The organism is Streptomyces sp. AA4 (assembly GCF_000158875.1).
Lineage (GTDB): Bacteria > Actinomycetota > Actinomycetes > Mycobacteriales > Pseudonocardiaceae > Amycolatopsis.
The window spans coordinates 1,115,963-1,141,240 of sequence record NZ_GG657746.1; the positions used below are offsets into that span (position 1 = coordinate 1,115,963).

A 25,278-nucleotide genomic window follows, 5' to 3' on the forward strand; every position below is an offset into this window, starting at 1 on the left:
CGGGAAAGATGCCTTGACAAGCACCCACCGCCCGCAGGGAGGCTTCGTATCGGGGTTGGGGGAGGGCTGGGTGTCCCCGGAGTTGGGTGCGTCGGCGGTGGTTTGGTTGGTGCCTCGATGGTTGGGTGCATCGGCGGCGGTTCGGGTGGGTGGGGGCGTGGGGGCTCGCCGTGTGTAGTTAGCGCCCCAGGGTGGCGTTGGGTGCACCGGCTGCGGCGAATGACGAGTGCACTTGGCGCGGGGATGGGGAGCGGCTCGGGTGGGTGGGCTCGCGCATCAAAGTGGCATCGGATGCGCCCCAATGTGGCATTGGGTGCATGCGACGCAACCAATGTGGCGTTGGGTGCATGCGATGCAACCAATGTGGCGTTGGGTGCATGCGATGCACCCAACGTGGCATTGGGGCGCATCCCGGTCGGGAGGCGGGAGTGTCGTGAGGGGAACCCTGAGGGACTCAGAGTCCGTGAGGGTTCCCCTCACGGAATTCGCGGAGCGCCCACCTCAGTCAGTGCGCACCGCATCGCCTGGCAGGGGTGCCGCAGGCGGCTCGCGCGCGGCGTGCTTCGTCCGGGAACATCTGTGAAGGGCGTTCCGCTGCCGGGTCCGGCGGTCAGGTGTGAGAACCCAATGTGTGTCGGGGTTCCCTGACGGACGGGCGAAAAAACGACTGGTCCGAAGTGGACTGGCGAGCTAGTCGGTCTTTTCCGCGTTCAGGCGCGCGGCTTCGCGACGGACCTCGGCTTGGGTGTCGCGTTCGCGTTGCAGCCAGGCGGGGTTTTCGGCTTTCAGGGCCTCGATTTGGTCCGTCGTCAGGGCTTCGGTGACGCCGCCTCGGGCCAGGCCGCCGATGGAGACTCCCAGTTTCGCGGCTACTACCGGACGCGGGTGCGGGCCGTTGCGGCGGAGGTCGCGGAGCCATTCCGGCGGGTCGGTCTGGAGGGCGTTCAGTTCGTCGCGCGAGACGGCGCCCGCGCGGAATTCTGCGGGGGTCGCTTCGAGGTAGACGCCCAGCTTCTTCGCTGCCGTCGCCGGCTTCATGGTCTGGGGGGTCTTCTGCGCCGTCATGCCCACCAGCCTAACCGGCCACCCCGCGCCGGTAGCCTTGCCACGTGACAGGAGCCGACCAGGCCTCGGCGTTCCGGCTCGCCTACGTTCCGGGTGCGACCCCCGCGAAGTGGGTCCGGATCTGGGGCGAACGCAATCCCGAAGTGCCGCTCGAGCTGGTCGCGGTCACTGCCGCCGAGGCCGCGGGCGTCGTGCGCGAGGGCGGGGTGGACGCGGCGTTGCTGCGGCTGTCCGACGACCGCGACGGACTGCACGCGATCCCGCTCTACACCGAGGCCACGGTGGTCGTCGTGCCCAAGGACCACCTGGTCGCGGCGGCCGACGAGGTGTCCATTGCGGACCTCGCGGACGAGCTTGTGCTGCATCCGCTCGACGACTCGCTCGGGTGGGACCAGCTGCCGGGCAAGCCTGCGCTGGAGCGGCCGGAGACGACCGGCGACGCGATCGAGCTGGTGGCCGCGGGCGTCGGGGTGCTGATGGTGCCGCAGTCGCTTGCTCGTTTGCACCATCGGCGTGACCTCACGTATCGGACAGTCGAGGACGCGCCGCAGTCGCGCGTCGCGTTGTCGTGGCCGGAGGGCGAGACCAGCGATCTCGTGGAGCAGTTCATCGGCATCGTTCGCGGGCGCACGGTGAACAGCACGCGCGGGCAGCAGGAAACGCAGGCGAAGACCGGCAAGGCGGCGCCGGCCAAGAAGAAGCAGCAGCGCGAACCGGACCGGCGGCGGAGCGTGCCCAAGTCTGGCGGGCGCGGGAAGCCTCGCCGGCGTCGTTGAGGGAGAGAAACCGTGGATCTCGGGTTGAGGGGCAAGTGCGCGGTCGTCACGGGGGCCAACCGCGGGATCGGGCTGGCGGTTGCCGAGGTGCTCGCGGCGGAGGGGGCTGACCTGGCGCTCGTCGCCCGGGACGGCGAGGCGCTCGCCGCCGCGGTGGAGAGCGTCGGCAGGCACGGCACGAAGGTCGTCGCGGTTCCCGCGGACACCACCGACGACACCGCGGTCGCGGCGATGGCGGAGCGGGTCAAGGCGGAGTTCGGGGCGGCGGACGTCCTGGTCAACTGCGCGGCTCCGGCGTCGACCGGGGTCCGGACGCCGCTCGACGACCTGCGGGACGAGGACCTGCGGCTCGAGATCGAGACCAAGGTGCTCGGCTACCTGCGGTGCGCTCGTGCGCTGGCCCCGGGGATGCGGGAGCGCGGCTGGGGCCGGATCGTGAACGTCAGCGGGCTGAACGCGCGGCTGGCCGGTTCGACGTTCGGGTCGATCCGCAACGTCGCGGTCGCGGCGATGACCAAGAATCTCGCCGACGAACTGGGACCGCAAGGAATCACCGTGACGGTCGTGCATCCCGGCTACACCGTCACCGAGCGGACGCCGGAGAAATTCGCCGAGATCGCCGCGGCGCGCGGGATTTCCGTGGCGGAGCTGGAAAAAGGCCTCACCGCGGGCGTGAGCATCGGGCGCTTGGTGACGGCGGCTGAGGTGGCGGACGTCGTGGCGTTCCTGGCGTCTCCGCGCAGCGTGGCGATCAACGGAGACGCCATCGCGGTCGGCGGCGGCGTTCCGGGGCAGATTTACTACTGAACGGCCTGGAATTCGTCCGCCGAGCGGGATAGTCGAAGCCGCCGCGCAATTGTTGTCCAGGACCCGCGGATTTCGGGCGGGAACGGCTCGTCGTAACGGACGGCGCGGTGCGCAAATATATCCGCGGCATTTTCGCGAAACTCGAGTTAGCTCCCGACGACAGTGCGGACGACGCGCGACGTTGATCTCTCACCTTCTTCTGGGGGCATCGGTGAAGATCTGCCGGGAACGGCACCGCGAGGCCGAGTTACCCGGCGAGGGGTGAAAAGGGCAGCATTCAGCGCCGATTCGGCCCCGCGGAGTTCACCCGGACGTGTGCAGTTATCGAACACACGAACAGGTGACGCAGCCGAGCCAGAGGACGCCGTCGCCCACCCGTCCGCGCGAACGCCGCGAAGGGTCGCCGGGCTACTTGCCCGAGCCGGGCTGCTCGTCCGCCGCGCCCTTGGGCACGTCCTCTTCGGACCAGTCCAGCCCGGCCTCGGCGACCACGCCGTCGAAAATCGGGGTGGCCACGGCCTGGTCGGCGCTCACGACGCGCTCACCACGTCGACGATCGCGTCGGCCGCGATCCACTGCGGATCCGCGTCTCTTGCCTGGCCGTCGACCTGGACCGGGACCCAGGTGACCGCGGTCGCGTCGTCGGTGACCGGGGCTCCGGTGACCACCCCGCGCCGGCAGAGCTGGCGCCTGCCGGTGCGCTGGCCGACCACGTAGGTGACCCGGTGGCCGGTGGACAGTTCCGGCCGGTGCTGTTCGCCGTCCATGTGTTCCTCCCTGCACGCCACCCTTGTGGGCGACGCTCGCTTCATCAGCGCGACTCGCTCCCCTCGCGCCGATGACGCATTCCCGGTCCATGATCTGGCTCACACCGGCGCAACGGCCGCATGAACGTGGCTGCCACGTCGAGGCAAGCCCGACCACGGACAGTCATCCCTCTATACCCAAAGTAACAGGTACAACGGCGTATCCGATATGTGACCCGGCGATACACTCGCGCGGATGACGTCCTCAGGTACTCCGCCCGACGGGCGGGCCACCCGGTGGGCAGGGCAGCGCGAACGCCGGCGCCGGGAGTTCGTGGAAGCCGGAATGCGCGCGATCGCCCGGTTCGGTCCGGACGTGTCCACCGAGCAGATCGCCGACGAGGCCGGCGTCGCCCGCACGCGCATTTACAAGCATTTCGCCGACACCGCGGATCTGCAGCGCGCTATCGCGTTGCGCGCGGCGGAAATGATCGGCGCGCAATTCTCCCCGCTGTGGGGAGTGTCCGGCACTCCGCGCGAAATGGTGCACGCGACGATCGGCGCGCACATCGAATGGCTTTCCGAACACCGCGCGCTTTACCAATACCTGATGCGGCAGTCGGTGACCGGGCCGCGCGACGTCGTCGCGGACGTGAAAACCGCGATCGCCCGTCAGCTGACCGTGTTGTTCGAGTACTACCTCGGCCTCTTCGGCGCGGACCAGCGAGTCGGCGAGACCATCGCGTACGGGCTCGTCGGGCTGGTCGAGTCCAGCACCGCGCGCTGGCTCGACGCGCCGCGCGGCATCGACCGCGACGACCTGCGCCAGCTGCTCGCCCGCTGGGTCTGGTCGATCCTCGACGACACCCTGCGCACGGTCGGCGTCGAACTCAACCCGGATTCGCCGCTGTCCGATCTGGACTACCGCCTCCTCGACTGACCGCGCCGGGGCAAAGAAAAACCTCCCCGCGAAAGTCTCGCGGGGAGGCCGGGCGAGCGAGCGTCAGGCCTTCCGGCCGACCCCGCCCGCGATGCACTCCTGGACCGGGTTCAGCGGCTGGTACCGCGGGCCGTCCGGCCACCAGTCGTCGCACAGCACCAGGCCGGGCTCGACCAGTTCGGTGCCGCCGAACATCCGCGCGATCTCGGCGTGCGTCCGGAAGACGCCGCTGCCCATCGGGCTGTGCGTGAACTTGTCCTCCATCTTCCGCGCGATCTCGCTGTGCTCGGGCGTCTGCGGGTCGAGGAAGTGCGCGATCACCACGAACGACCCGGACGGCAGCGCGTCCACATAGGTCTGCATCATCTCCGCGTAGTCGTCGCCGAGGTAGTGGTGCAGGGTTCCGTTGTGCAGCAACGCGATCGGCTTGGTCCAGTCGAGGAACTCGCGCGCGGTCTCGTTCTCCAGGATCTGCTGGGGCTTGAAGATGTCCGCCTCGACGAAGCGGGTGTTTTCGTTCTCTTCGAGCAGCGCGCGCCCGTGCGCGAGCACCACCGGGTCGTTGTCCACGTACAGCACGCGGGCTTCCGGGATGATCCGCTGGACGACCTGGTGCGTGTTCTCCGCGGTGGGCAGGCCGGAGCCGCAGTCGAGGTACTGGGTGATCCGGCCCTGGGTGGCGAGGAAGCGGCAGGCCCGGATGAGGAAGTTGCGGTTGGCCCAGGCCAGGTCGTTGACCTGCGGGGCCACGGTCCGGACCTGCTCGAGCACCCTGCGGTCGATCTCGTAGTTGTTCGTGCCGTTCAATGCGGCGTCGTACACCCGGGCAATGCTCGCTCGCGTGATGTCGACCCCTACCGGATGCGAACTGGGCGATTCGACGGCCTCGGTCATTTCTGGCGTCACCTCGGGATGTGTCGGACGTCTCGTTGGTCTACTCACCGTAGACCTTCCGGACTGTCAAGCGACCGCCAGGAGGAGGACAACCGGAGTGGGTGACAGATTCTTGATTCATTCCAGAAAATGGGGCAGACTCCGGGGCATGCCGACGACCACGGACTTCGAGCAGCTGCTGCGCGGAGTGCAGTTGCGGATCACGCGCCCTCGGCTGGCCGTGCTCTCCGCGGTGCACGCCAACGCGCACGCGGACACCGAATCCGTCATCGGCATGGTGCGCGCGGATCTCGGCGAGGTGTCCCACCAGGCCGTGTACGACGTGCTGCGCGCTCTGACCGAGGCGGGCCTGCTGCGGCGCATCCAGCCGCCCGGTTCGGTCGCGCGGTACGAGGCCCGGGTAGGGGACAACCACCACCACGTCGTGTGCCGCTCGTGCGGTGCCATCGAGGACGTCGACTGCGCGGTCGGGGAAGCACCTTGCCTGACCGCTTCCGAAGCACACGGTTTCGTCATCGACGAGGCCGAGGTCGTCTACTGGGGCCGATGCCCCGCCTGTTCGACGGCAGCAAACTGATTCTGAGTTCCGGAAGGATTCCCGTGTCTGACACCCCGAACGCCGAAGTCGGCGAGATGAATGAGGAGACCGCTGGCGGGTGCCCGGTCCACACGGGCCGCTTCGCGCACCCGACCGAGGGCGGCAGCAGCCGTGACTGGTGGCCGAACCAGCTCAACCTGAAGATCCTCCGGAAGCATCCCGCCGTCGCGGACCCGATGGACGACGGCTTCGACTACGCCAAGGAATTCCAGAGCCTCGACCTCGACGAGCTGGCCCGCGACGTCGACGCGGTGCTCACCGACTCCCAGGAGTGGTGGCCCGCCGACTTCGGCAACTACGGCCCGCTGTTCATCCGGATGGCCTGGCACAGCGCCGGCACCTACCGGATCGACGACGGCCGCGGCGGGGCCGGTGCCGGGCAGCAGCGGTTCGCGCCGCTGAACAGCTGGCCGGACAACGGGAACCTCGACAAGGCGCGCCGTCTGCTGTGGCCGGTCAAGAAGAAGTACGGCAAGAAGATCTCGTGGGCCGACCTGATGATCTTCGCCGGCAACCGCGCGCTCGAGACGATGGGCTTCAAGACCTTCGGCTTCGCCGGCGGCCGCGCCGACGTGTGGGAGCCGGACGAGGACGTGTACTGGGGCCCGGAGCGCACCTGGCTCGGCGACGAGCGGTACAAGGGCGACCGCGAGCTGGAGAACCCGCTGGCCGCGGTCCAGATGGGGCTCATCTACGTGAACCCGGAAGGCCCGAACGGCAACCCGGACCCGATCGCCGCGGCGCGCGACATCCGCGAGACGTTCGGCCGGATGGCGATGAACGACGAGGAGACCGTCGCGCTGATCGCGGGCGGGCACACCTTCGGCAAGACGCACGGCGCGGCCGACGCGGACGTGCACGTGGGCCCGGAGCCGGAAGGCGCCTCGATCGAGCAGATGGGCCTCGGCTGGAAGAACAGCTTCGGCAGCGGCAAGGGCCGCGACGCGATCACGAGCGGGCTGGAGGTCACCTGGACCCCCACTCCCACGAAGTGGAGCAACTGGTTCTTCCACAACCTCTTCACGTACGAGTGGGAGCTGACCAAGAGCCCGGCGGGCGCGCACCAGTGGAAGCCGAAGAACAACGCGGCCGCGAACACCGTGCCGGACCCGGAGACCGGTGACCTCAACCGGGCGCCGAGCATGCTGACCACCGACCTGGCGCTGCGCTTCGACCCGATCTACGAGCCGATCTCGCGCCGGTTCTACGAGAACCCGGACCAGTTCGCGGACGCCTTCGCCCGCGCCTGGTTCAAGCTCACCCACCGCGACATGGGCCCGATCCAGCGCTACCTCGGCCCGCTGGTGCCGCAGGAAGAGCTGATCTGGCAGGACCCGGTCCCGGCCGTCGACCACGAGCTGGTCGACGACGCGGACGTCGCGGCCCTCAAGGCGAAGATCCTCGAGTCCGGCCTGTCGGTCGCGCAGCTGGTGTCCACCGCGTGGGCGTCGGCCTCGACCTACCGGCACAGCGACAAGCGCGGCGGCGCGAACGGCGCCCGCATCCGCCTCGAGCCGCAGCGCGGCTGGGAGGTCAACGAGCCGGACGAGCTGGCTCAGGTGCTGCGCACGCTCGAGGGCGTCCAGGAAGCGTTCAACAGCGCGCAGACCGGCGGCAAGAAGATCTCGCTCGCCGACCTGATCGTGCTGGCCGGCGCGGCGGGCGTGGAGAAGGCGGCGAAGGACGGCGGCGTCGACCTCACCGTTCCGTTCACGCCGGGCCGCACCGACGCTTCGCAGGAGCAGACCGACGTCGAGTCGTTCGCGCCGCTCGAGCCGAAGGCCGACGGGTTCCGCAACTACCGCGGCAAGGCCAACGCGCTGCCGTCGGAGTACCTGCTGGTGGACAAGGCGAACCTGCTCAACCTGAGCGCGCCGGAGATGACCGTGCTGGTCGGCGGCCTGCGCGTGCTGGGCGCGAACTACCAGAACTCGTCCCAGGGCGTGTTCACCGACCGGCCGGGCACGCTGACGAACGACTTCTTCGTCAACCTGCTCGACATGGGCACCGAGTGGAAGCCGGCCGACGGCGAGGGCCCGAACGCGGAGTCCTTCGAGGGCCGCGACCTGGCCACCGGCGAGGTCAAGTGGACCGGCACCCGCAACGACCTGGTGTTCGGTTCGAACTCCGAACTGCGCGCCGTCGCCGAGGTGTACGGCAGCGACGACGCCAAGGAGAAGTTCGTCCGCGACTTCGTCGCCGCGTGGCACAAGGTCATGAACAACGACCGGTACGACCTGGTCTGAGGTTCCTGATCCGCTGATCGGCTGATCGGGCAAAAGGGCTCCTCGCGGGAAATCCCGCGAGGAGCCCTTCGCCGTTTCCGGGGTCAGTGCTCGGGGGTCAGCGTTCCGGCGTCAGCCCTGGACGAGCTTGCCCATCGCGTTGACCTCGTCGACGTCGCCGGTGTTGAAGAACGCCCACGGCACGGTGACGAAACCGCCGTCGCCCCAGCCGGAGCCCCAGCTGTTCTCGATCTTCACGCCCTGGTCGTTGTAGGCCACGATGGTCACCTCGTGCCCGCCGACGACCGGGTCGCTGCTCGAATCGCCGGGCAGGTACGAGTAGTCGCTCGCGGACGCGGCGTCCAGGTTCATGAAGCTCTGGTGCGCGTTGAACCCGATCGCGACCGGCTCGCCCTGGGAAATGGCGTTCTCGATGTCGGACCGCGCCGCGTCGCCGCTCGTGGACAATTGCGTGTAGCCGGACAGCTTGTAGTGCGCGGCATTCGCTTTTTCGTTGTCGTCCGGCTGGGTCGTGTAGTCGAAATCGCCCTGCCAGTAGTCGGATTTGGTGTCGATGCCCTGCTGCTGTTCCATCGGCAGCGCGACGCTCGCCCAGGTGCCCTGGTCGTTGCCCTTGGCGATCTGGGAGTAAATGAACATCGGGGCCATCGGGCCGCCGCCGATGCCCTGCTCGTTCATCAGCACGCCGTAACCGGTGTAGCCGGTGGCCCAGGTGACGCACGAACCGACCTGGCCCTGGTCGCCGGGGGCGTTGGCGTACTGGGTGAGGTCGCCGCTGGACGGCAGCTCCGCGGTGGCGAGGGGGTGCACGGGGAGCGCGGAGTTCGCGTGGGCGTGCATCCTCGACTGGGCGGCCTTCAGCCCGGCGACGTTCAGGCCGAGCCCGTGCTTGAGGTGGTGCGGGTGGTGCTGGGCGGCGGCAGCGGAAGCCGGGGTCGCGCCCAGCGCCGCGGCCATTCCGGCGGCGGCGAGCAGGGAAACGAGTGCGGACGTTTTTCTGATCTGCATCCTGCGTACTCCTTTGGACATGCAGAATAAGAAATCGGAAAGGGTGGGGGAGGTGGATCCGACCACGGCAAAGATAGATCGGCGAAAATTTCCCGGGAACCTACGAAAGGAGGGACCGCATCAACTGCCGAATTGAAGCTGATCGATCAAGCGGACATTGCGCCCGTTATCGCCGCTATTCCGGCGTAGTGGTCCATGATGGACACTGGAGAAACCGTTGCGCGGCCAATGGTTTGAACCATTCAGCGAAGTTTTTCGCCTTCGCCGACTTTTCCCGGAGAGAAGCGCGCGTTGCGCGGGGGACACTCTGCGGCGAACCCGCCCGGCGATGCGGTGCCTGGCTGGGACAGACTCCCTCCGCGGCGGGTGCCCGCCAACCGCGCCACGCGCCGCGGAGAAAACCTCAGTCGGGCAGCGGGGTCGTGCGCGCGCCGTTGAGCAGCGCGTCGATCGCCCATCGGGAACGTGTGTCCGCGTTGCCGGAGAACAGGTTTTCGCTCGCCGCGGCGATGTTCGGATGCGTTTCGGGCGAAAGGCCGCGGACAGTTTCGGCGAGCACGTCGTGCTGTCGTTCCGCGTCCGGGCGGTCCTTGCGGGTGCTGTGCTCGACCGCGCTGGCGGTGGCGACGAGCAGCAGGAGGTCGACCGTCCACGCGGCCGGTCCGGACGGCACCTCGGCTTCGGCGAGCAGGCCGAGCACGGTGTCGACGATGGCGAGGTAGTTCGGCCCGTTCAACGGGGTCACGAGCGCGACGCGGGCGAGCCCGGGGTGGGCGTAGAGGACGTCGCGGTAGGTGGACACGACTGTCCACAAGCGACTCCGCCAGTCTCCTTCGGCGGCGCCCGCGGTGGTGGGGACTTCGCCGAGGAGTTCGTCGAGCACCGCGGCGTGGAGTTCGTCGGTGTCGCGGACGTAGACGTAGAGCGAGGCCGGGCCGGTGTCCAGTTCCTTCGCGAGCCGCCGCATGGTGACGCGTTCGGCCCCTTCGCGGCGCACGACGTCGAGAGCGGCCGCGACGATGCCTTCGCGGCTCAGCGCGGGCTTGGCGGGACGTTCCCGGCGGTTGTACCCACTCGCGGTCATCCGCTCATGGTAGGCGCTCGCCGCCCGAACGGTCTGGACCTCGGCCGGTCTACTCGGCGAGCACGCGGTCGAGGGCGGGCTGGACGTCGGTCCGCAGCACCGCGCCGAGGTAGACGGCCGCGACCCGCTGCTGCTTGTCCACGATCAGCGAGATCGGCACCGCGCTCAGCGGCAGGCCGCGCAGTTGCAGGGCGACCCGGCCGGACGGGTCGAAGATCGATTCGTAGCCGAGCCCGAGGTCCTTGACGAAGTCGGCGGCGTACTTCGGGTTGTCGCGGACGTTGATGCCGAGCACCCGGATCCCGCGGGCCCGGCCGGAGTCGGCGATGGCCTGCAGGGTGCGCGCTTCGGCGCGGCACGGCCCGCACCAGGCTCCCCAGAGGTTGAGCAGGACGACTTCGCCGGAGTAGTCGGCCAGCGCGAGGTCCTTGCCGGGCTCGCGCAGGCTCTGGCCCTTGAGGTTCGCGACCTTTTTGCGCTGCGGCAGCGGGTAGTGGATGGTCGTCTGCCCGCCCGGCGAGACGAATTCGAAGGTGTCCGACCGGCTGACCGCGTCCTTCCCGGTCGAGCACGCGGCGAGGGGCAGCAGGGCCAGCAGGAGAAAGAGCCGAGCGAAGCGCACGCGGCATCGTATCGCTGATACCCCAGGCGCCCGCCGACGCGGTTTTCTAGGCTGGACCTCGTGTGGGATACCGCGAAGGACCGGCTGCGGGGCAGGCTCGCCGACGGCTTGGCCCGGTCCGGCCTGACGCTGCCCTGGTGGGTTCCGCTGGGGACGACCGCCTTTTCGGTGAGCGGCCTGGTCGTCGCGGTCGGGCAGCGGGCCGGGCCCGCGCTGCCGGTGGCGATCGCCGGGTTTCTGCTGGCCACGTCGTCGACGCTGCTGTGGATGACCACCGGGCGGCTCGCGCCGTCGTGGCTGAAGGCGCTCGGGGTGCTCGCCGGGGTCGGGCTGCTGCTGGCGTATCCGGTGGTGCCGGACTTCGCGCCGATGCCGTTGATCGTGCTCGCCGGCGAGCTGGGGTCCATCGCGTCGCCGCGGGTCGCGTTCGCGTCGACCGGCGGGTCGATCGCGGTGCTCGGGGCGGCCGCGGCGACCGTCGGGCTGGTCGGTTTCCCGGTGTACCTGCTCGCGGTGCTGGTCGGGATGGCCGCCGGGTTCATGCTGCGCTGGTACGTGCGCGCGCTGGACGCCGAGCGCGGCAAGCAGGAAGCCGTGCGCGAACAGGCGCGGCTCGGCGAGCGGCAGCGGATCGCGCGCGAGGTGCACGACGTCGTCGCGCATTCGCTGAGCATCACGTTGCTGCACGTCACGGGCGCGCGGCACGGGTTGCGCACGGATCGCGACATCGACGAAGCCGTCGCGGCGCTCACGGAGGCGGAGCGGATCGGGCGGGCGGCGATGGCCGATATCCGCCGCACGGTTGGATTGCTCGCACAGGAGTCCGCGGGGACGCGGGCGTTGCCCGGTGCGGGCGACATCGCGGACCTGGTGACGGAGACGTGCGCGGCCGGGCTGGTCGCGGACTACGAGCTGGAGGGCGACGTGACCGCGGTCGACGCCACGGTGGGGCTGGGGCTCTACCGGATCGTCCAGGAGTCGCTGGCGAACGTGGTCAAACATGCCCCGGGGGAGAATGCTTTGGTACGACTGGAGATCGATGGTTCGAACGCGCGGTTGACTGTCCGCAATGGACGCAACGGTGCGGCGCGCAACCCGGGCGGTTCGGGGTTGGCGGGCATGACGGCGCGGGCGGATCAGCTCGGTGCGCGGCTGACCGCCGGGCCGGAGGGCGGCGAATGGGTAGTCGACGTGACGGCGCCGTTGGCGCGTGGGGCCGCGTCGTGACCGCTGCCTCCGGGGAAACGCGGGTATTGCTCGTCGACGACCAGGAGCTGGTGCGGTCCGGGCTGCGGTTGATCCTGCGTCGCCGCGACGGGTTCGTGGTGGTGGGGGAGTGTTCGGACGGCGACGAGGTCCCGGCCGCGCTCGAAGCGGCGGGCGAGGTCGACGTCGTGGTGATGGACCTGCGGATGAAACGCGTCGACGGCATCGAAGCGACGCGACGGCTGCGCGCGTCCGGCCCGCGCCCGCCGGTGCTCGCGCTGACCACGTTCGACGACGACGAGCTGCTCGCCGGAGTGCTGCGCGCGGGCGCGGTCGGGTATGTGCTGAAGGATTCTCCCGCGGAGGACCTGATCCGCGCGGTGCGAGCGGTCGCGATGGGCGAGGCGTGGCTCGACCCGGCGGTCACCGGACGCGTGCTGACGACCTACCGCGAGGCGGCTTCCGCTCGCTCGGTGATGCCGGCCGGAGTGCTGACGCCGCGCGAGTCGGACGTGCTGACGGCGGTGGCCCGGGGTTTGACGGACGCGGAAATCGCCGGAACGCTGGGGATTTCCACGACCACGGTCGAGGCGCACTACGAGCGGGTATGCGCGAAACTCCGCCTGCGCGACCGGGCGGCGGCGATCGTCTACGCCTTCGACCACGGCCTGGTCGCCCCCGGCGCGGCCCCGTCCCCGGTCGGCCCGGACTCGTTGCGGTTCAGCGTGCTCGGCCCGTTGCAGGCTTGGCGGGGGCCGAACCTGCTGGACCTGGGCCCGGTGCGGCAGCAGGCGCTTCTGGCGGCGCTGGTCCTGCGCCCCGGCGAGACGGTCAGCCCTGGGGAGTTGCTCGACGGCGTGTGGGGGCTGGAACCGCCCGGAACCGGCGGCCGCGTGGTGCCGGTCTACGTGCACCGGCTACGGAAATGCCTTCGTGGCGCGGGCGAACGAACGGAAGACTCGGTCATCGGCAGCGACCGCGGCGGATACCGCTTCGCCGGAGAACGAGCGAGACTGGACGTCACCGAGCTGACCGACCGGATCGCGGAAGCCACGACTGCTACCCGCACCGGTGACCCAGCCGCCGCGGTCGACGCTTACGACGGCGCGCTGGCCCTGTTCCACGGCGAACCGCTGGCCGGCTTGCCCGGCCCGTTCGTCGAGGGTGAACGAGTACGCCTGACCGAACGGCGGCTGACGTTGGTGCAGGAAAAGGCCGTGCTGCAGCTGAAACTGGGCCGGACGGACGACGTGGTGCACGAGTTGTCGGCACTGCTGGCGGTCCATCCGCACCGGGAACCGCTGGCGGTGTTGCTGATGCGAGCACTCCATGGCGGCGGCCGCCGGGCGGACGCGTTGGCGGTACACCGGCGCATGCGGGAGCGGCTGCGGGCGGATCTGGATGTGGAGCCGGGGGCGGAGTTGGACCGGGAGCTGCGGGTGGTGCTGAGTTTGGAGGGGGGTTCCGCTTGAGTGAGCAGGGGACCCTGCACCACGTCGAGCTGTGGGTGCCGGACCTGGGCCGCGCGGTCGCGTCGCTGGGATGGCTGCTGGAAGAGCTGGGATATCAGCAGTTCCAGGAGCGGGACGCCGGGCGCAGCTGGCGGCTCGGGCCGACGTATCTCGTGGTCGAGCAATCCCCGGCGCTGACCGCGGATCGGCACGACCGCTGTCGGCCGGGGCTGAACCACCTGGCCTTCCATGTCCGGGACGCCGCGACGGTCGAGCGGTTGGCCGCCGACGCCGCCCGGCACGGGTGGCAGCTGATGTTTCCGGAGAAACATCCCCATGCGGGCGGCGCGGAGCACTATGCCGCGTACTTGCACAACGAAGACGGCTTTGAGGTTGAACTCGTCAGCTCTGCTGGGCCGAGCTGACCGGAGTTCGCGGGCGGTGCTGGCCCGGGTAACGCGAATCCGTGTCATCCGCATACTCCGAATCCGCCGGATACCGCGACTCCGCCGAACTCCCGTACGGCGAATACGAAGAATCCGCACCAGCCCCCGAACTCGACTCCCCGGAGCTGGCCTTCGAAGCCGCACTCAGCTTGGTCATCAGCTGCGTAGCCGCCTCCAACCCCTGGGTCACCGAGGTGATCAGCTGCAGCAGATTCTCCGAATCCGAAAGCAAAACCCCGAGCTTCTGCGCGATCTGCCCGCCGTACTGAGTAGCGATGGCCACCGCCTGCGGGATCGCCGCCGCGACGCTGGCGCCGAAAGTCGCCTGCGCCGCGGCGAACGCCTGAGTCATCAGCTGGATAATCTGCCCGACAGCCTCCGAAATGAGCCCGCCGACCTCCTGCTGTGCCTTCGCGACCACCTTCCCCGCCCCGGTAGCTGCCTTGGCCATCGCGATGCCTGCCTGGCCGACCGCCTCGACGCAGTCCGCGTGCTGCGAGCTGTTGTCGCGGTAGCTGGAAGCCGAAGAACCGCTCCACCCCGACGTTTCCGGGCCCGCCGACTGCCGATAGTCCTCCGCGACGGACGATACCTGCTGGCCGCCGCTTTCCATGCCCTGCGAGTGCGACGACACCGAATCCGGGTTGCCCTGCAACTGTTTCAGCGGTTCTTCCAGGAACCGCACCAGTCCGGTGATCATCCCGAACCCGGCGGACGTCAGCGCGGCGAGCGGGTCCTGCGACGCGCCGAGCAGGTCGAGCGCGGTGGTCGCGCCGCCGAGTCCGGCGGACACCCAGTCGTGGTTTTCCACCGCCTGAGTGGTGGTTTTCAGGTCCGCCAGCAGCTGGCCGGAATCGGTCACGGCAGGTCCTTCCCGGGCAGCGAAGCCGCGTTGCCCTGGTCTCGGCGCTCGTAGCTTTCCGCGGCCCGCGCGAGGTTCGTGCTCACTTTGTCCACAGTGGACGAAGCATGCGAGACGGCGTCGTTGGTCTTGCCGACCGCCGACTGCAGGCCCGCGGTGAGGAACTGCACGAAGACGCCGAGCGCCTGGTCGCCGAGTCCGGACGGGGCGCTGCGGGCGACATTGCCGAGCCGGTCGGCCAGGTCGCCGACGGTGGCCGCGTGCCGGCGCAGTTGCGCGGGGTCGACCTCGAAGCCGGCGGTCACGAGATGATCCCCGGGTTCGCGAAGTAGTCGTCCTCCTGGCGCGGCGCGGCGGGAGCGGCCTCGACCGGCAGGTGGTCGCGGACGAGCTGCAGTGCCGGACCGTCGCCGACGTAGTCGGTCATGATGTCCACGACCCGCGCGCCGGCCTGGCGGTGCGCGTCGTGCACGGTCGCCAGGATGAGCCGGGCGAGCGCGTCGGCTTCCAGAGCGCGGGCGGCGGGGCTCAGCCGGAGGTCGGTCAGCGCCCCGCTCGGGCCCACCTGCACTTCGACCTCGCCGCGCGGGGACGCGGCCCGGCCGCCGACGCGGGACAGGCTCGCGCTGGCGGCCTCGGCGTTGGCCCGCAGCCGGGACAGGTTTTTCTGGTAGTCGGCGAGCCAGGCCGCCGAGTCTTGGATCGGCACGGAAGGTCCTCCGGTCGTTTTCGGTGCGGTCATCGCGGCCGCCGCGCGGCGGTGGCCAGCTCGCCGAGGGCGAAGCGCAGGTCGGCCGGGCGCAGCGAGTTCACGCTGAGCCAGCCGTCGCGCGCGGGGTTGATCCGGACGCGGCCGCGCGGACCGTCCATCCAGGACAGTTCGCGGCCCTCCCGGGTGCGCCCGTCGCGGGTCGCGCCGAGCTGGCCGCGGCCGGTCAGCGGGACGACCAGGCCGACGAGGCTGTCCAGCGCGGCCGGGTCGCCGCCGCTGGCGCGGACGAGGTCGCGCAGCCGGTGCGCCCGGGAGACGTCGTCCTCGTCGTCGGTCAGCGCCATCGCCTGTTTGACCGCGTGCTCGGGCAGCGTGACCGGCATCGTCCGGGCCGCCTCCGCCTGCGGAATCTCCGCGAGCACGGCATCCACCAGCGCGGTTTCGTCCACCCGGCGCACCGACAGCGTGTCGGCTTCGAACCGCTGACGGCAGATCAGCGCCGAGGACCGGTAGACGAGCGCGGTGACGGCGGTCGCCCCCTCGGCGTCCGCCACCACCAAATCGACGACGCCGCGGCGTTCGCGCAGCGCGGTCACGGCTTCCGCGGCCAGGCCGTCCGGCCCGGATTCATCCGCGAGGCCGCGCGCCCGCAGCGCGTGCCCGGCGGTGGCGAAGAGGATCTCGCGTTCGCCCTCGATCCGGCCGTAAGACGGCACCCGCAACGGAAACGGCCAGCTCGCCCCGGCGTGCGCGGCCAGCAGGTCGGCCTCGACGAGTCCGATGTGGACGGTCTCGTCACCGGTCCGCGGCAGCGTGGCGGTCATTCGGCTTGCCGTTCGAGCCGCTGGAACGCTTCCCGCACCCCGGATTCGTGCTCCTGGTACCGCCGGATCCCGGCGCGCAGCGCCTCGTGGAACCCAGTCAGCTCGGTGTCCGCCGCGCCCAGTTCGCCGGTGAGCCCGGCGTGCCCGGCGGCCTCGCGCAGCCGCTGCGCCAGGTGCAGCGCGGGCGGCGCGGTGCCGAGCTGCGGGAGCCGGTCGGCGAGCCGTCCCGCCGAGCCGACGAGTTCCCCGGTCTGCTCGCCGAGCTTGCCCAGCGCGGCGACCTGCCGGTCCAGTGCGTGCGGGACGACCTCGTGGCCGGTCATCGAATGCTCCTGTCCGTCACAGCCCGATCACCGGGCTGATGGTCTTGTCTTCGGGGTGCAGGAGCGGCTGGTCGAGCACCGGCATCTTGTTCTTGTGCTCCTCTTCCTCCTCCTGCGACGCGCCCGCGCCGCGGCCGGGCATCATGCCGTTGCCGCTGGCCGCGCGGGCGGCGGCCATCTCCGCCATCGCGGCGTTGCGGGCGAGCAGCGCGCCCTCCATGCCGAGCGCGGAGCGAAGTCCGGCGGTCAGCCCGGATTCGACCGGGGCCGCGGTGGTCAGCGCGCCCCACGGCATGCCGCTGCCCGCGCCGACCCCGGCGCCTGCTCCGCCGAGCGGGCCGACGTAGCTCGACGCACTGGTCGACTCGTCCGCGCCGTAGGAATCCGCGGTGGTCGCCCCGGCGGGCGGCGGATTGATCGCGCGCGAACTCTTGTGCAAGCTGGCTTCGTAGCGCTGCATCACGTGCACCGCTTCGGCTTTCTGTTCGGCCGCCTGGACATTCGCGGCGAACAGGCTCGCCCCGCCGCCCGCGACCGCGCCGATCGCGGCGCCCATCAACGCACCCGGGCCGGCGCCGATCCCGCCCGCGCCGGCCCCGAGGATCCCGCCGATGACCGCGCCCGCACCCGCTCCGGCCGCCGCCGCGGCGACTGCGCCCCCAGTCGGGTCGCCCGGCGGCTTCGGCATGGTGTTGCGCGCGACGGCGAGCGAATCGCCCGCGTTCTGGGCCGCGCCGCCGACGGTCCCGGCGCGGTCGCCGATCCCGGACGCGCGCTCGCCGAGCGAACCCAGCCGTCCGGACGCGCGTTCGGCGGCGTGTCCTCGCCAGTTCTCGTGCAGCGTCCCCTGCTGCTCCTTGAGCGAATCGGCGTGCGCGCGCATTTCCGAGCCGTGCCGCTGCCATTCCGCCGCGACCGTGCTGACGTCGCCGACGTCGGCCTTCTCCCACAGCATCTGGTACAGCTGCTGGTGCGTGTAGGCGTTCCAGTTGGTGCCGCCGGGCGGGATCGGGGCCCCGAAGTAGCCCTCCCACACGTTGCGCAGCGCGGACACCACTGGTTTGGCCAGGTCGCCGACCGGCCCCGCCTTGTCGAGTCCCGCGAGCGCCGAGTCCGCCAGGTTTTCCACCCCGGCCGACGCGGCGTCGACCACTGATCCGGATTCGCCGGTCATACCCCCACCTTCGCCTCTGCCCGGCCGGCTTCCGCCGGGCACTCGCGCACGGTAAGGGACGGCGATGAAATCACGATGAAAGCTGTGCTCACCGGGGCGGGACGAGGTCTCCGTTCTCGATCCGGTCCGCGGTGCGGGCGAGCCATCCGGCGTCGTGCCGGAGTCGCGAAACCAGGAAATGCACCTCGATCATCTGCATTTCCGGCAAATCGGCGTTGTCGAGCGTCTTCGCCAGCTCACGGTGCTGCTCGCCGACCCGCTCTGCCCGGTCGCGCAGCAGGGTCACCGCGCGGGAAGGCGGCAGCGCGCCGAGGTAGGCCAGCGCGATCAGGAACCGGGAGTCGAGGTTCGGGTCGGCGTCGCGCAGCTGCCGTTCGATCCGTTCGCGGAAATCGGCGAGGCCCGCTTCGGTCAGCCGCACCGGCTGCGGGTCGCCGTCGCCGTCCGGTTCGACGAGGCCCTTGCGGGTCAGCGTGCCGACCAGCGTGTACACGGTCGACGTTTTCGGGTTCAGGAACGGATAGCGCGTGCGGAGTTCGCGCAGGAGCGCGTACTGGTGGCGCGGGGTTTCCACGAGCAGGCCCAGCATCGGCAGCACGAGCGGGTTGTCCAGGGCGTTCGTCGGCACCGGACCAGGGTAGCGCACGCTAGTCGTATACGAGTACGGTGCTCGTATACGACTACTGGAGGAGATGACTCGTGATCGTCTTTGGCGTGTGGCCTGGCGTGGTCAGCGCGGATCTGGTGCGGCTGGAAACCTTCATCGACGCGCCGCCGGAGGACGTCGAGCGGACCGCGGAAGCGTTGCGAGACCTCGCGAAGGGCACGGAACGGTTCTATGTGCGGTGCTATCGCAGCTACCGGGGTCCGCACGAGCCGACGCCGCCCGACCCGGTGCCGTATCTCGGCGACGGACGGGTGGTCGACTACGTCCTCGGCTACGGCAGTCCGGAGGCCGATCCGGACGGGTTCGCCGACGCGGTCCGCGCCGCGGTGCGCGAGGTCGCCGAACTGGGCGGCGGGAAACTGCAGGTCTGCGAGGAGGTCAACGTGGCCGCGCCGCTCGACGGCGGCAGTCCGGGTTGCTACGAAGCACTCGGGGCCGGGCTCGCGGCGGCGCTGGACGAGCGGACGCGGCTCGGGGTCGACGTGACGATCGGGTTCAACGCCGCGGTCGCGTTGCCGGGCGATCCGTTCTGGGCTGCGGTGCGCGCGGCGGTGGACCCGGAGGTGCTGGCGCGGGTCGATTTCCTTGGCCTGGACTTCTTTCCGGATGTTTTCCGCCCAGTGCCTGCCGACGCGTTGGCAGGCGCGGTGACTCATGTCGTGCGGTCGTATCGCGAATCCGCCTCAGCGATCGGGATTCCGGAGAGCGTGCCGATTCACATCACCGAGACCGGCTGGCCGACCGGACCGGAGAATTCGGAGGAGCGCCAGGTCCAGGTGATGGAATCCGTGGCGCGCACTGTGTTCGGGCTGGCGGCCGAGGCCGGGGTGGACACGTACGAGATTTTCGGGCTGCGGGACGGATTGTCGAGCGGTCCGAGGGAGAATCGGTTCGGGTTGCTGCGGGACGACTATTCTCCGAAACCGGCGTACGAGACGGTGAAACGGCTGATCGCCGAATATTCTTCCTGACCGGAGAGAGTGCGCAAGATGACATTCCGCCGCGCGCAGGACCCGGTTAGTTCCATCTGGCCCCTGGCCACCGGGAAGGCGAGGCCCGATTCTGGAGCGGTCAGAGATCACCAGTGCCCTCAGGGAGATACCGTGCGCAGTAAGAAGTTGGTGGCAGGCGCGTTGGGTGCCTGCGCACTGGTCATGGGCTTGGCTCCGGCGGCCAGCAGCCAAAGCGGCCAGCAGTCGCCGGAGACGGACCGGCAGCCTGCCGGGGCGGCCTACCGCGACGGCGACTCCGCCTCCGCCACGCTCAAAGACGCCAAGGGCGACGAGGTCGGCTCCGCATGGTTCACCGCCGACAGCCGTTCGCACGCCGTTTGGGTCGAGGTGTACCTCAAACGGAATTTCACGCCCGGTTTCCACGGCATGCACATTCACGAAAAGGGAAACTGCACCGTCGGCGACCCGAAAAACCCGTTCACCGCGGCGGGCGGGCATCTGATGCCGATGGACCCGCACACCGGGCTGCCGATCGGGCAGCTGCCGCCGGTCCAGGTGCGGTCGAACGGTCGTGGGTACCTCAAGTTCGTGCTGGACACCTTCACCCTGGACCAGTTGTTCGGTCCTGACGGGACCTCGATCATCGTGCACTCGAAGTCCGACAATTTCGCGAACATTCCCGCCGACCGCTACAGCGTCCGGGGCGACCCCAACGCACCGGTGCCGGACGCGAAAACCAAGGCGACCGGCGACGCGGGTTCCCGGTTCGCCTGCGGTGTGCTCACCCGGGACCAGAACTGAGTCCTTTGTGGACCATGGCGGGCGAAGGTCTGTGAGGGGAACCCTGAGGGAATCTGATTCCCTCAGGGTTCCCCTCACGGACGGATAGCCGGAGGCAGTGCGGGAGGCGGCTACTACGATCGGTGCATGTCTAGTCAGCCGGTCACGCTCTCGCGGCCCGTGCGGTTTTTCAGCTTCGCGTCCGCGGCGAGCCTGCGCTGGACCGGCTTCGGCGGCGTGGTGCTGCTGGCCGTCGCGGTGTACGCCGGGGCCGCCGGGAGGTCCGGGGTCCTGCCGTTCGCGGGCGGGATCGCTGGCGTCGGCCTCGTAGTGCTCGCGTGGGCGTTGCTCGGCGGACGCGTCCTCGCCTCCGACCTTCCCGACGCGCGCTGGCTTAAGTGGACGCTCGCGTTGTGGTGCGGGCCGTTGCTCGTCGTGCCGCCGTTGTTCAGCGGGGACGTCTTCAGCTATCTCGCGCAGGGTGCGGTGGCCGCGCACGGGTTTGACCTCAACGCCGTCGGGCCGCAGCAAGCACTCGGGTCGGCGTCCGACATCGTCGGCAGGGTCAGCGTTTACTGGCGCGAGACGCCGTCGCCGTACGGGCCGTTGTTCGGTGTGGTCGAGCGGGTCATCGCGCAGGTGTCCGGCGGGAACCCGATCGTCGGCGTCGCGCTGCACCGGCTGGTCGAGGTGGCCGGGCTGGTGCTGATCGTCTGGGCGGTGCCGCGGCTGGCCGCCGCGGCGGGAGCGTCGCCGCGGGTCGCGTTGTGGCTGGGCGTGCTGAACCCGCTCGTTCTGTGGCACGTGGTCGCGGGGATGCACAACGACTCGCTGATGGTCGGCCTGATGGTCGCGGGCGTGGCGATCGCGCTGAACGCGCTGGGCGATCGGATCCGCTGGTGGCCGCTCGCGGGCGGGGTGCTGCTCGTCGCGCTCGGCGCGGAAGTCAAGGTGCCCGCGCTGGTCGCGCTGGCCGCGGTCGGAACGGCGATGGCCCGCCGCCGCGGCCGGATCGGCGAATTCCTGCTCGCCGGTGCCGCGATGGTCGTTGTTTTCGCGGCAGTGTCGGCGGCGGTTTCGCTCGCGTCGGGGATCGGGTTCAGCTGGGTGTCGGCGCTGACGACCTCGGGGGAGGTCAACAGCTGGATGGCGCCGACGAACTGGTTCGGCTTTCTCGTCGGCGGCGTCGGTTCGCTGTTCGGCGCGCACCTCACGCAGACGATGATCGGCGTCGGCAAGATCATCGGATACGTGCTCACCGCGGCCGCGATCGTCGTGGTGCTGCAGCGGCAGTGGACCGGGCGGATCGACGCGGTCCGCTCGCTAGGGCTGATGCTGAGCGCGGTCGTGGTTTTCGGGCCTGTGGTGCAACCGTGGTATCTGCTGTGGGCAGTGGTTCCGCTGGCCGCGTCGCTGCCCGCTGGGCGCGTGCGGTCCGTGGTGATCACGCTCGTCGCCGTGTTTTCGATTGTGCTTCCGCCGGTGGGCGGCAACTTCAGCGGCCGCGTCGGATTGCTGGTGCTCGCGTACGTGATCGGGCTCGCGGTGGTGGTCGCGGCGTTCTTCGCGCTGCGTAAAGCGTCCACAGTGGACTAACGCTGGCTCAGCCAGACCTGTTCGGCGGCTCGCGCGGACGCGATCGCGTCGTCGACCACCAGCGGCTTCTCCGGGTCGAGTGTGGTGTGCGATTCGGTGGTGTAGAAGCGGACCTCGTGCCCGTCCGGATCGTGCAGGCCGGGCAGGATCCAGCCGAGGGTCGCGAAGTGGACGCCCGCGTGCTGCTCACCGCGGCGGGTGAGGTCGGCGGCGAGTTCGGTGAGGCCGGCCCGGTCCGGGACGCCGATGGAGAAGTAGTCGAATCCGGCCGCGGCGCGGGCGAGGTCCGGGTCGAGCACGAGTCCGAGGTCCGGCCCGCCGCGCGGATGCGTCATCGTGACGCCGGTCCGGCGGCCGTGCTGGCGGAATTCGAGGGCGACCGCGTAGCCGAGCCGGTCGGCGTACCAGGCCGCCGACCGGTCGAGGTCGGCCACCGGCAGCTTCAGGTGATGCACTCCGTCGAGGGTGGGAATCATCGATGACCTCCACTGCTGCAGTGCGACTGCAATGCAGCTAGGATGCATCTGATGAAGGACCAGGTCAAGGCCGATGCCCGGGCGGAGTTCGGGGCCGCCCGGATCGCGCGGACCGAGGCGCTCGTCGTGGCCGCGGCGCGGGAGCTGTTTCTGGAACACGGCTACGCGGCCACCGCGCTGACGCAGGTCGCGCGGCGGGCCGGAGTCGCGCCGAGGACGGTGTACGTCCGCTTCGGGACCAAGGCGGCGTTGTTCCGACGAGTCATCGACGAAGCGCTCGTGGGGGACGCGGAGCCGATCGACGTCGCGCACCGGCCGCGAGCCCAGGACGCGATGACCGCCGCGACTTTGGCGGAACGGCTGAACGCGCTCGCGGACGTCACGGTCGGAATCGCGGATCGTGCCGGAGCTTTGCTGGAGGTCGCGGTACAAGCTGAAGGAGCGGAGCCGGAAATCGCTGAGGCAGCGCAGTCCGGGCGGCGGGAGACAGCACGGCTGTGCAAGGAATTCTGGTCCCGCGCGGCACAGGACGGCCTTCTTTCGTCCACTGTGGACATCGAGCAATTCGCGAGCACCACGGACGCCCTGCTGTGCGCGGACACGATGGTGCATCTGCGGCGCGTCAAGGGCTGGGCCGCGGCGGAATACGGCCGCTGGCTGCGAACGGCGCTGGTTGCCCTGTCCGAGGCGTCCGGATAGGTTGCGATCATGGACATCGAGGTGCTCGTGTTCGACGTGCTCGGCACGCTTGTCGACGAACCGGCCGGAATCCGGGCAGGGATCCGGAAATTCGCGCCCTCGCTCGCTGACCCGGAGGTCGAAGACCTGCTTTCGGTGTGGCAGAAGCACGTCGAGCGGGAGCAGGGCCGCATTGTCGCCGGGGAACGGCCGTACGTCGCGAGTGACGTCATCGACCGGGAAGCCGCGCAGGCCGTCGCCGACGCTGTCGGTGCCGGCGATGCCGCGGAGCTGGCGCTCGCGGCTCGGCAGCTGCCGCCGTGGCCGGACACCATTGACGGGCTCGCCCGCCTCGCCGAACGATTCCCGCTGGTCGGACTGTCCAACGCGAGCCGGACCGTCCTGCTCGACCTGTGCGCGAACGCCGGACTGCGCTGGCACACCGTGCTGTCCGCCGAAAACGCCCGCACCTACAAGCCGGCTCCGGACGTCTACCGGCTCGCCGTCGACGTCGCCGGCCGCGAGCCGGAGCGACTGCTGATGGTCGCCGCGCACGCCTGGGACCTGCGCGGGGCGCAAGACGCCGGGTTCCGGACCGCGTACGTCAGCCGTCCGGTCGGCGATCCGCCCGCCCCCGCCGACCGGTTCGACCTGCGGGCCGACGGCCTCGCGGACCTCGCCGACCAGCTCGGACGCGGTCGCGGCTGAGCCCCGGACCCGGCATGATCTCGGGCGTGACAGCGCCCCGGGTGACCGATCTCAGCGACTTCGAACGCCGTCTGGTCGAGTCGGCCCGCGAGGGCGAACTGCTCGGCGCGGCCCAGATCGACGTCGCGGAGCTGGCCGAAACCGAAAGCCCGGACCACCTCGTGCGCGCGGAGGTCCTGCGCGACCTGCTCCTCGGCCGGCACGGCGAACTCGACCCGCGCGGGATCATGCTGAAGCTGGCGCGCGTCACCGGAAAACTGAACCTCGACGGCGCCACCGCGACCGCCGGGCTGATGCTGTTCACCTGCGTCTTCGACCAGCCGGTGCTCGCGCGCCAGGCGCGGCTGCCGCACCTGTACCTGATCGGCGGGCGCCTGCCGGGTCTGGACGCGTCCCAGGTGCGGATCGAGGGAGGCCTGCACCTTTCCGACGGCGTGCGGATCACCGGGAACAGCCCGAACGGGGCGATCCGGCTGATCGGCGCGCACATCGGCGGGAATCTGCAGTGCCGGGACGCGGAGATCTCCAATCCGGCCGGGTTCGCGCTCGAGGCGAGTTCGGCGGAGCTGGGCAACGGACTGTACCTGCACCAGGGAACCCGGATCACCGGCTCCTCGGCCGACGGCGCGATCCGCCTCAACGCCGCGCGCATCGGCGGTCCGCTGGAATGCCAGAGCATCACGGTCTTCAACGACCGCGGCCCGGCCGTCGAGGCGGAAAACCTGACCGTCGGGCGCAGCGTGCTGATCCGGGACTCGAAGCTGAGCGGCAACGGGGAGATCGGCGCGGTGCGCTTGCAGGGCGCGCAGATCGGCGGGCAGCTCCAGTTCTCCGCGACCACGCGCGTCACGTCCCCGGAGGGCAGGCTGCTCGGGCTCTCCGACGCCAAAGCCACCACGGTGTTCCTGCCGGACGGCCTCGTGTGTCCCGACGGAAGCTCGAGCCCCGAATGCGCCCACACCGAACTGGTGTGGCTGGACGAATTCACTTACGCCGCCATCGATCCGGCCTTCGGCTGGCGGCGGTGGCTGCACCTGCTTCGCTGCCACACCGAGTATTACGACGCCACCGGTTACCAGAAGCTGGCGGCCGTCGAACGGACCGCGGGCCACGACGGCAACGTGCGCGCCATTCTGATCGCACAGCAGGACGACCTGCGCCGCCGCGCGCCGGAAGCGCTCGGCGGGCGGATGTCGCGGCTGTTCCACTGGCTTTGGGGTGCGCTGGCCGGATACGGCTACCGCGCGCGACGTACGGCGGCGGCGTTGCTGCTCGCACTCGTCGCCGCGGGCGTGCTCGGATTGTGGGCCGGGGCAACGGAAACCCGCCCCGGGCACCACGCGGCGGAACGGGTCGCGACGGGAGCGGCGTGTTCGCCGGTGGAGCTGATCGGCCTGGGACTGGACCGGGGGTTGCCGATCGCGCCGACCGGTCTGCGGAGCCGCTGCGACCTCGACACCGCGAGCGTGCCCGGGCAGGTTTTCACGGCGGCGATCTGGGGCGTGCAGGTCGCGGTGTGGGGCCTGGCGACGCTGGCACTGGCCGGGTACACGAACCTGGTCCGCAAAACCGGCTGACTTCCCGCGCTGCTCACAGCAGATCTGCCGTCGGCAGCGAAAGCGGCGGCGACGGGTCC

The 25,278-nt window shown here is 70.2% G+C and carries 29 protein-coding genes; 14 read left to right on the top strand and 15 right to left on the bottom strand.

What is annotated here, in order from left to right:
• Nucleotides 1-690: 690 nt before the first annotated feature.
• Nucleotides 691-1,065: a DUF5997 family protein gene (locus tag SSMG_RS05330; RefSeq protein WP_009073519.1), complete on the bottom strand. Its 375-nt coding sequence runs from the start codon at nt 1,063-1,065 to the stop codon at nt 691-693.
• 44 nt (nt 1,066-1,109) lie between these two features.
• On the opposite strand from SSMG_RS05330, the gene SSMG_RS05335 reads away from it, so the two are divergent.
• Together SSMG_RS05335 and SSMG_RS05340 are read left to right on the top strand one after the other, a co-directional pair.
• Entirely contained in the window at nt 1,110-1,841 is a 732-nt protein-coding gene (locus SSMG_RS05335; protein ID WP_009073521.1) for a LysR family substrate-binding domain-containing protein, read from the top strand.
• Nucleotides 1,842-1,853: 12 nt separating this feature from the next.
• Nucleotides 1,854-2,648, top strand: a complete 795-nt coding sequence (locus SSMG_RS05340) for an SDR family NAD(P)-dependent oxidoreductase (RefSeq protein ID WP_009073524.1) — start codon at nt 1,854-1,856, stop codon at nt 2,646-2,648.
• A gap of 408 nt (nt 2,649-3,056) precedes the next feature.
• Here SSMG_RS05340 and SSMG_RS46635 read toward each other — a convergent pair whose 3' ends face one another.
• The gene (locus SSMG_RS46635; RefSeq protein ID WP_255409803.1) at nt 3,057-3,182 is read right to left on the bottom strand and encodes a hypothetical protein; all 126 of its coding nucleotides are present in this window, start codon (nt 3,180-3,182) and stop codon (nt 3,057-3,059) included.
• Nucleotides 3,179-3,415, bottom strand: a complete 237-nt coding sequence (locus SSMG_RS05345) for a hypothetical protein (RefSeq protein ID WP_037712640.1) — start codon at nt 3,413-3,415, stop codon at nt 3,179-3,181. Before SSMG_RS05345 ends, SSMG_RS46635 begins: the two co-directional genes overlap by 4 nt.
• A 235-nt stretch (nt 3,416-3,650) precedes the next feature.
• Between SSMG_RS05345 and SSMG_RS05350 the strand changes: the two genes are divergently transcribed.
• On the top strand, nt 3,651-4,334 hold the full coding sequence (locus tag SSMG_RS05350) for a TetR/AcrR family transcriptional regulator (protein WP_009073527.1): 684 nt from the start codon (nt 3,651-3,653) through the stop codon (nt 4,332-4,334).
• Nucleotides 4,335-4,397: 63 nt separating this feature from the next.
• On the opposite strand, the gene SSMG_RS05355 is transcribed toward SSMG_RS05350, so the two are convergent.
• A complete protein-coding gene (locus SSMG_RS05355; protein WP_037712642.1) occupies nt 4,398-5,228 on the bottom strand; it encodes an SAM-dependent methyltransferase in 831 nt (276 codons plus the stop codon).
• A 148-nt stretch (nt 5,229-5,376) separates the two neighbouring features.
• Here SSMG_RS05355 and SSMG_RS05360 point away from each other — a divergent pair, with 148 nt between their 5' ends.
• Together SSMG_RS05360 and katG are read left to right on the top strand one after the other, a co-directional pair.
• Nucleotides 5,377-5,805, top strand: a complete 429-nt coding sequence (locus tag SSMG_RS05360; protein ID WP_009073531.1) for a Fur family transcriptional regulator — start codon at nt 5,377-5,379, stop codon at nt 5,803-5,805.
• A gap of 56 nt (nt 5,806-5,861) precedes the next feature.
• Entirely contained in the window at nt 5,862-8,072 is a 2,211-nt protein-coding gene (gene katG, locus SSMG_RS05365; protein ID WP_199786160.1) for a catalase/peroxidase HPI, read from the top strand.
• 111 nt (nt 8,073-8,183) lie between these two features.
• On the opposite strand, the gene SSMG_RS05370 is transcribed toward katG, so the two are convergent.
• The 3 genes from SSMG_RS05370 to SSMG_RS46640 form a co-directional block, all read right to left on the bottom strand.
• A complete protein-coding gene (locus SSMG_RS05370) occupies nt 8,184-9,080 on the bottom strand; it encodes a C1 family peptidase (protein ID WP_037712645.1) in 897 nt (298 codons plus the stop codon).
• Between the two features lie 403 nt (nt 9,081-9,483).
• Nucleotides 9,484-10,164: a TetR/AcrR family transcriptional regulator gene (locus SSMG_RS05375; protein ID WP_009073537.1), complete on the bottom strand. Its 681-nt coding sequence runs from the start codon at nt 10,162-10,164 to the stop codon at nt 9,484-9,486.
• Nucleotides 10,165-10,213: 49 nt separating this feature from the next.
• Nucleotides 10,214-10,786: a TlpA disulfide reductase family protein gene (locus tag SSMG_RS46640; RefSeq protein WP_009073540.1), complete on the bottom strand. Its 573-nt coding sequence runs from the start codon at nt 10,784-10,786 to the stop codon at nt 10,214-10,216.
• A gap of 60 nt (nt 10,787-10,846) precedes the next feature.
• Between SSMG_RS46640 and SSMG_RS46645 the strand changes: the two genes are divergently transcribed.
• The 3 genes from SSMG_RS46645 to SSMG_RS05395 are packed head-to-tail and all read left to right on the top strand — an operon-like array spanning nt 10,847 to nt 13,868.
• Entirely contained in the window at nt 10,847-12,013 is a 1,167-nt protein-coding gene (locus SSMG_RS46645) for a sensor histidine kinase (RefSeq protein WP_009073541.1), read from the top strand.
• Entirely contained in the window at nt 12,010-13,464 is a 1,455-nt protein-coding gene (locus tag SSMG_RS47545) for a BTAD domain-containing putative transcriptional regulator (RefSeq protein ID WP_037712648.1), read from the top strand. The genes SSMG_RS46645 and SSMG_RS47545 overlap by 4 nt, the downstream gene beginning before the upstream one ends.
• Complete coding sequence (locus tag SSMG_RS05395; protein ID WP_009073546.1) at nt 13,461-13,868, top strand: VOC family protein; 408 nt, start codon at nt 13,461-13,463, stop codon at nt 13,866-13,868. The genes SSMG_RS47545 and SSMG_RS05395 overlap by 4 nt, the downstream gene beginning before the upstream one ends.
• Here SSMG_RS05395 and SSMG_RS05400 read toward each other — a convergent pair.
• The 7 genes from SSMG_RS05400 to SSMG_RS05430 form a co-directional block, all read right to left on the bottom strand.
• Entirely contained in the window at nt 13,846-14,751 is a 906-nt protein-coding gene (locus SSMG_RS05400) for a hypothetical protein (RefSeq protein WP_009073547.1), read from the bottom strand. The two genes, SSMG_RS05395 and SSMG_RS05400, sit on opposite strands and share 23 nt — an antisense overlap.
• Nucleotides 14,748-15,056, bottom strand: a complete 309-nt coding sequence (locus SSMG_RS05405; RefSeq protein ID WP_009073550.1) for a type VII secretion target — start codon at nt 15,054-15,056, stop codon at nt 14,748-14,750. Before SSMG_RS05405 ends, SSMG_RS05400 begins: the two co-directional genes overlap by 4 nt.
• On the bottom strand, nt 15,053-15,460 hold the full coding sequence (locus SSMG_RS05410) for a YbaB/EbfC family nucleoid-associated protein (RefSeq protein ID WP_037712651.1): 408 nt from the start codon (nt 15,458-15,460) through the stop codon (nt 15,053-15,055). Before SSMG_RS05410 ends, SSMG_RS05405 begins: the two co-directional genes overlap by 4 nt.
• A gap of 29 nt (nt 15,461-15,489) precedes the next feature.
• Entirely contained in the window at nt 15,490-16,287 is a 798-nt protein-coding gene (locus SSMG_RS05415) for an ESX secretion-associated protein EspG (RefSeq protein WP_009073553.1), read from the bottom strand.
• The gene (locus SSMG_RS05420; RefSeq protein ID WP_009073555.1) at nt 16,284-16,610 is read right to left on the bottom strand and encodes a hypothetical protein; all 327 of its coding nucleotides are present in this window, start codon (nt 16,608-16,610) and stop codon (nt 16,284-16,286) included. Before SSMG_RS05420 ends, SSMG_RS05415 begins: the two co-directional genes overlap by 4 nt.
• Before the next feature lie 16 nt (nt 16,611-16,626).
• A complete protein-coding gene (locus tag SSMG_RS05425) occupies nt 16,627-17,784 on the bottom strand; it encodes a WXG100 family type VII secretion target (RefSeq protein WP_037712653.1) in 1,158 nt (385 codons plus the stop codon).
• An 88-nt stretch (nt 17,785-17,872) separates the two neighbouring features.
• Nucleotides 17,873-18,412 (bottom strand): PadR family transcriptional regulator, encoded by a 540-nt coding sequence (locus tag SSMG_RS05430; protein ID WP_037716627.1) that lies wholly within the window; start codon nt 18,410-18,412, stop codon nt 17,873-17,875.
• 71 nt (nt 18,413-18,483) lie between these two features.
• Between SSMG_RS05430 and SSMG_RS05435 the strand changes: the two genes are divergently transcribed.
• The 3 genes from SSMG_RS05435 to mptB all read left to right on the top strand — a co-directional run bounded on the left by SSMG_RS05435 (nt 18,484) and on the right by mptB (nt 21,780).
• A complete protein-coding gene (locus SSMG_RS05435; protein WP_009073561.1) occupies nt 18,484-19,422 on the top strand; it encodes a hypothetical protein in 939 nt (312 codons plus the stop codon).
• A gap of 132 nt (nt 19,423-19,554) precedes the next feature.
• On the top strand, nt 19,555-20,205 hold the full coding sequence (locus tag SSMG_RS05440; RefSeq protein WP_037712655.1) for a superoxide dismutase family protein: 651 nt from the start codon (nt 19,555-19,557) through the stop codon (nt 20,203-20,205).
• Nucleotides 20,206-20,331: 126 nt separating this feature from the next.
• Nucleotides 20,332-21,780, top strand: a complete 1,449-nt coding sequence (gene mptB, locus SSMG_RS05445) for a polyprenol phosphomannose-dependent alpha 1,6 mannosyltransferase MptB (RefSeq protein WP_009073566.1) — start codon at nt 20,332-20,334, stop codon at nt 21,778-21,780.
• Here mptB and SSMG_RS05450 read toward each other — a convergent pair.
• The gene (locus SSMG_RS05450) at nt 21,777-22,256 is read right to left on the bottom strand and encodes a VOC family protein (RefSeq protein WP_009073567.1); all 480 of its coding nucleotides are present in this window, start codon (nt 22,254-22,256) and stop codon (nt 21,777-21,779) included. The two genes, mptB and SSMG_RS05450, sit on opposite strands and share 4 nt — an antisense overlap.
• A gap of 51 nt (nt 22,257-22,307) precedes the next feature.
• Here SSMG_RS05450 and SSMG_RS42245 point away from each other — a divergent pair, with 51 nt between their 5' ends.
• From SSMG_RS42245 to SSMG_RS05465, 3 genes are read left to right on the top strand one after another with little or no spacing between them, the layout of a single operon-like run.
• Nucleotides 22,308-22,955, top strand: coding sequence for a TetR/AcrR family transcriptional regulator (locus tag SSMG_RS42245; protein WP_100266711.1), 648 nt, complete (start codon nt 22,308-22,310; stop codon nt 22,953-22,955).
• A 9-nt stretch (nt 22,956-22,964) separates the two neighbouring features.
• On the top strand, nt 22,965-23,642 hold the full coding sequence (locus SSMG_RS05460; RefSeq protein ID WP_009073571.1) for a haloacid dehalogenase type II: 678 nt from the start codon (nt 22,965-22,967) through the stop codon (nt 23,640-23,642).
• A 26-nt stretch (nt 23,643-23,668) separates the two neighbouring features.
• Entirely contained in the window at nt 23,669-25,219 is a 1,551-nt protein-coding gene (locus SSMG_RS05465; protein ID WP_158687991.1) for a hypothetical protein, read from the top strand.
• Nucleotides 25,220-25,278: the final 59 nt, after the last annotated feature.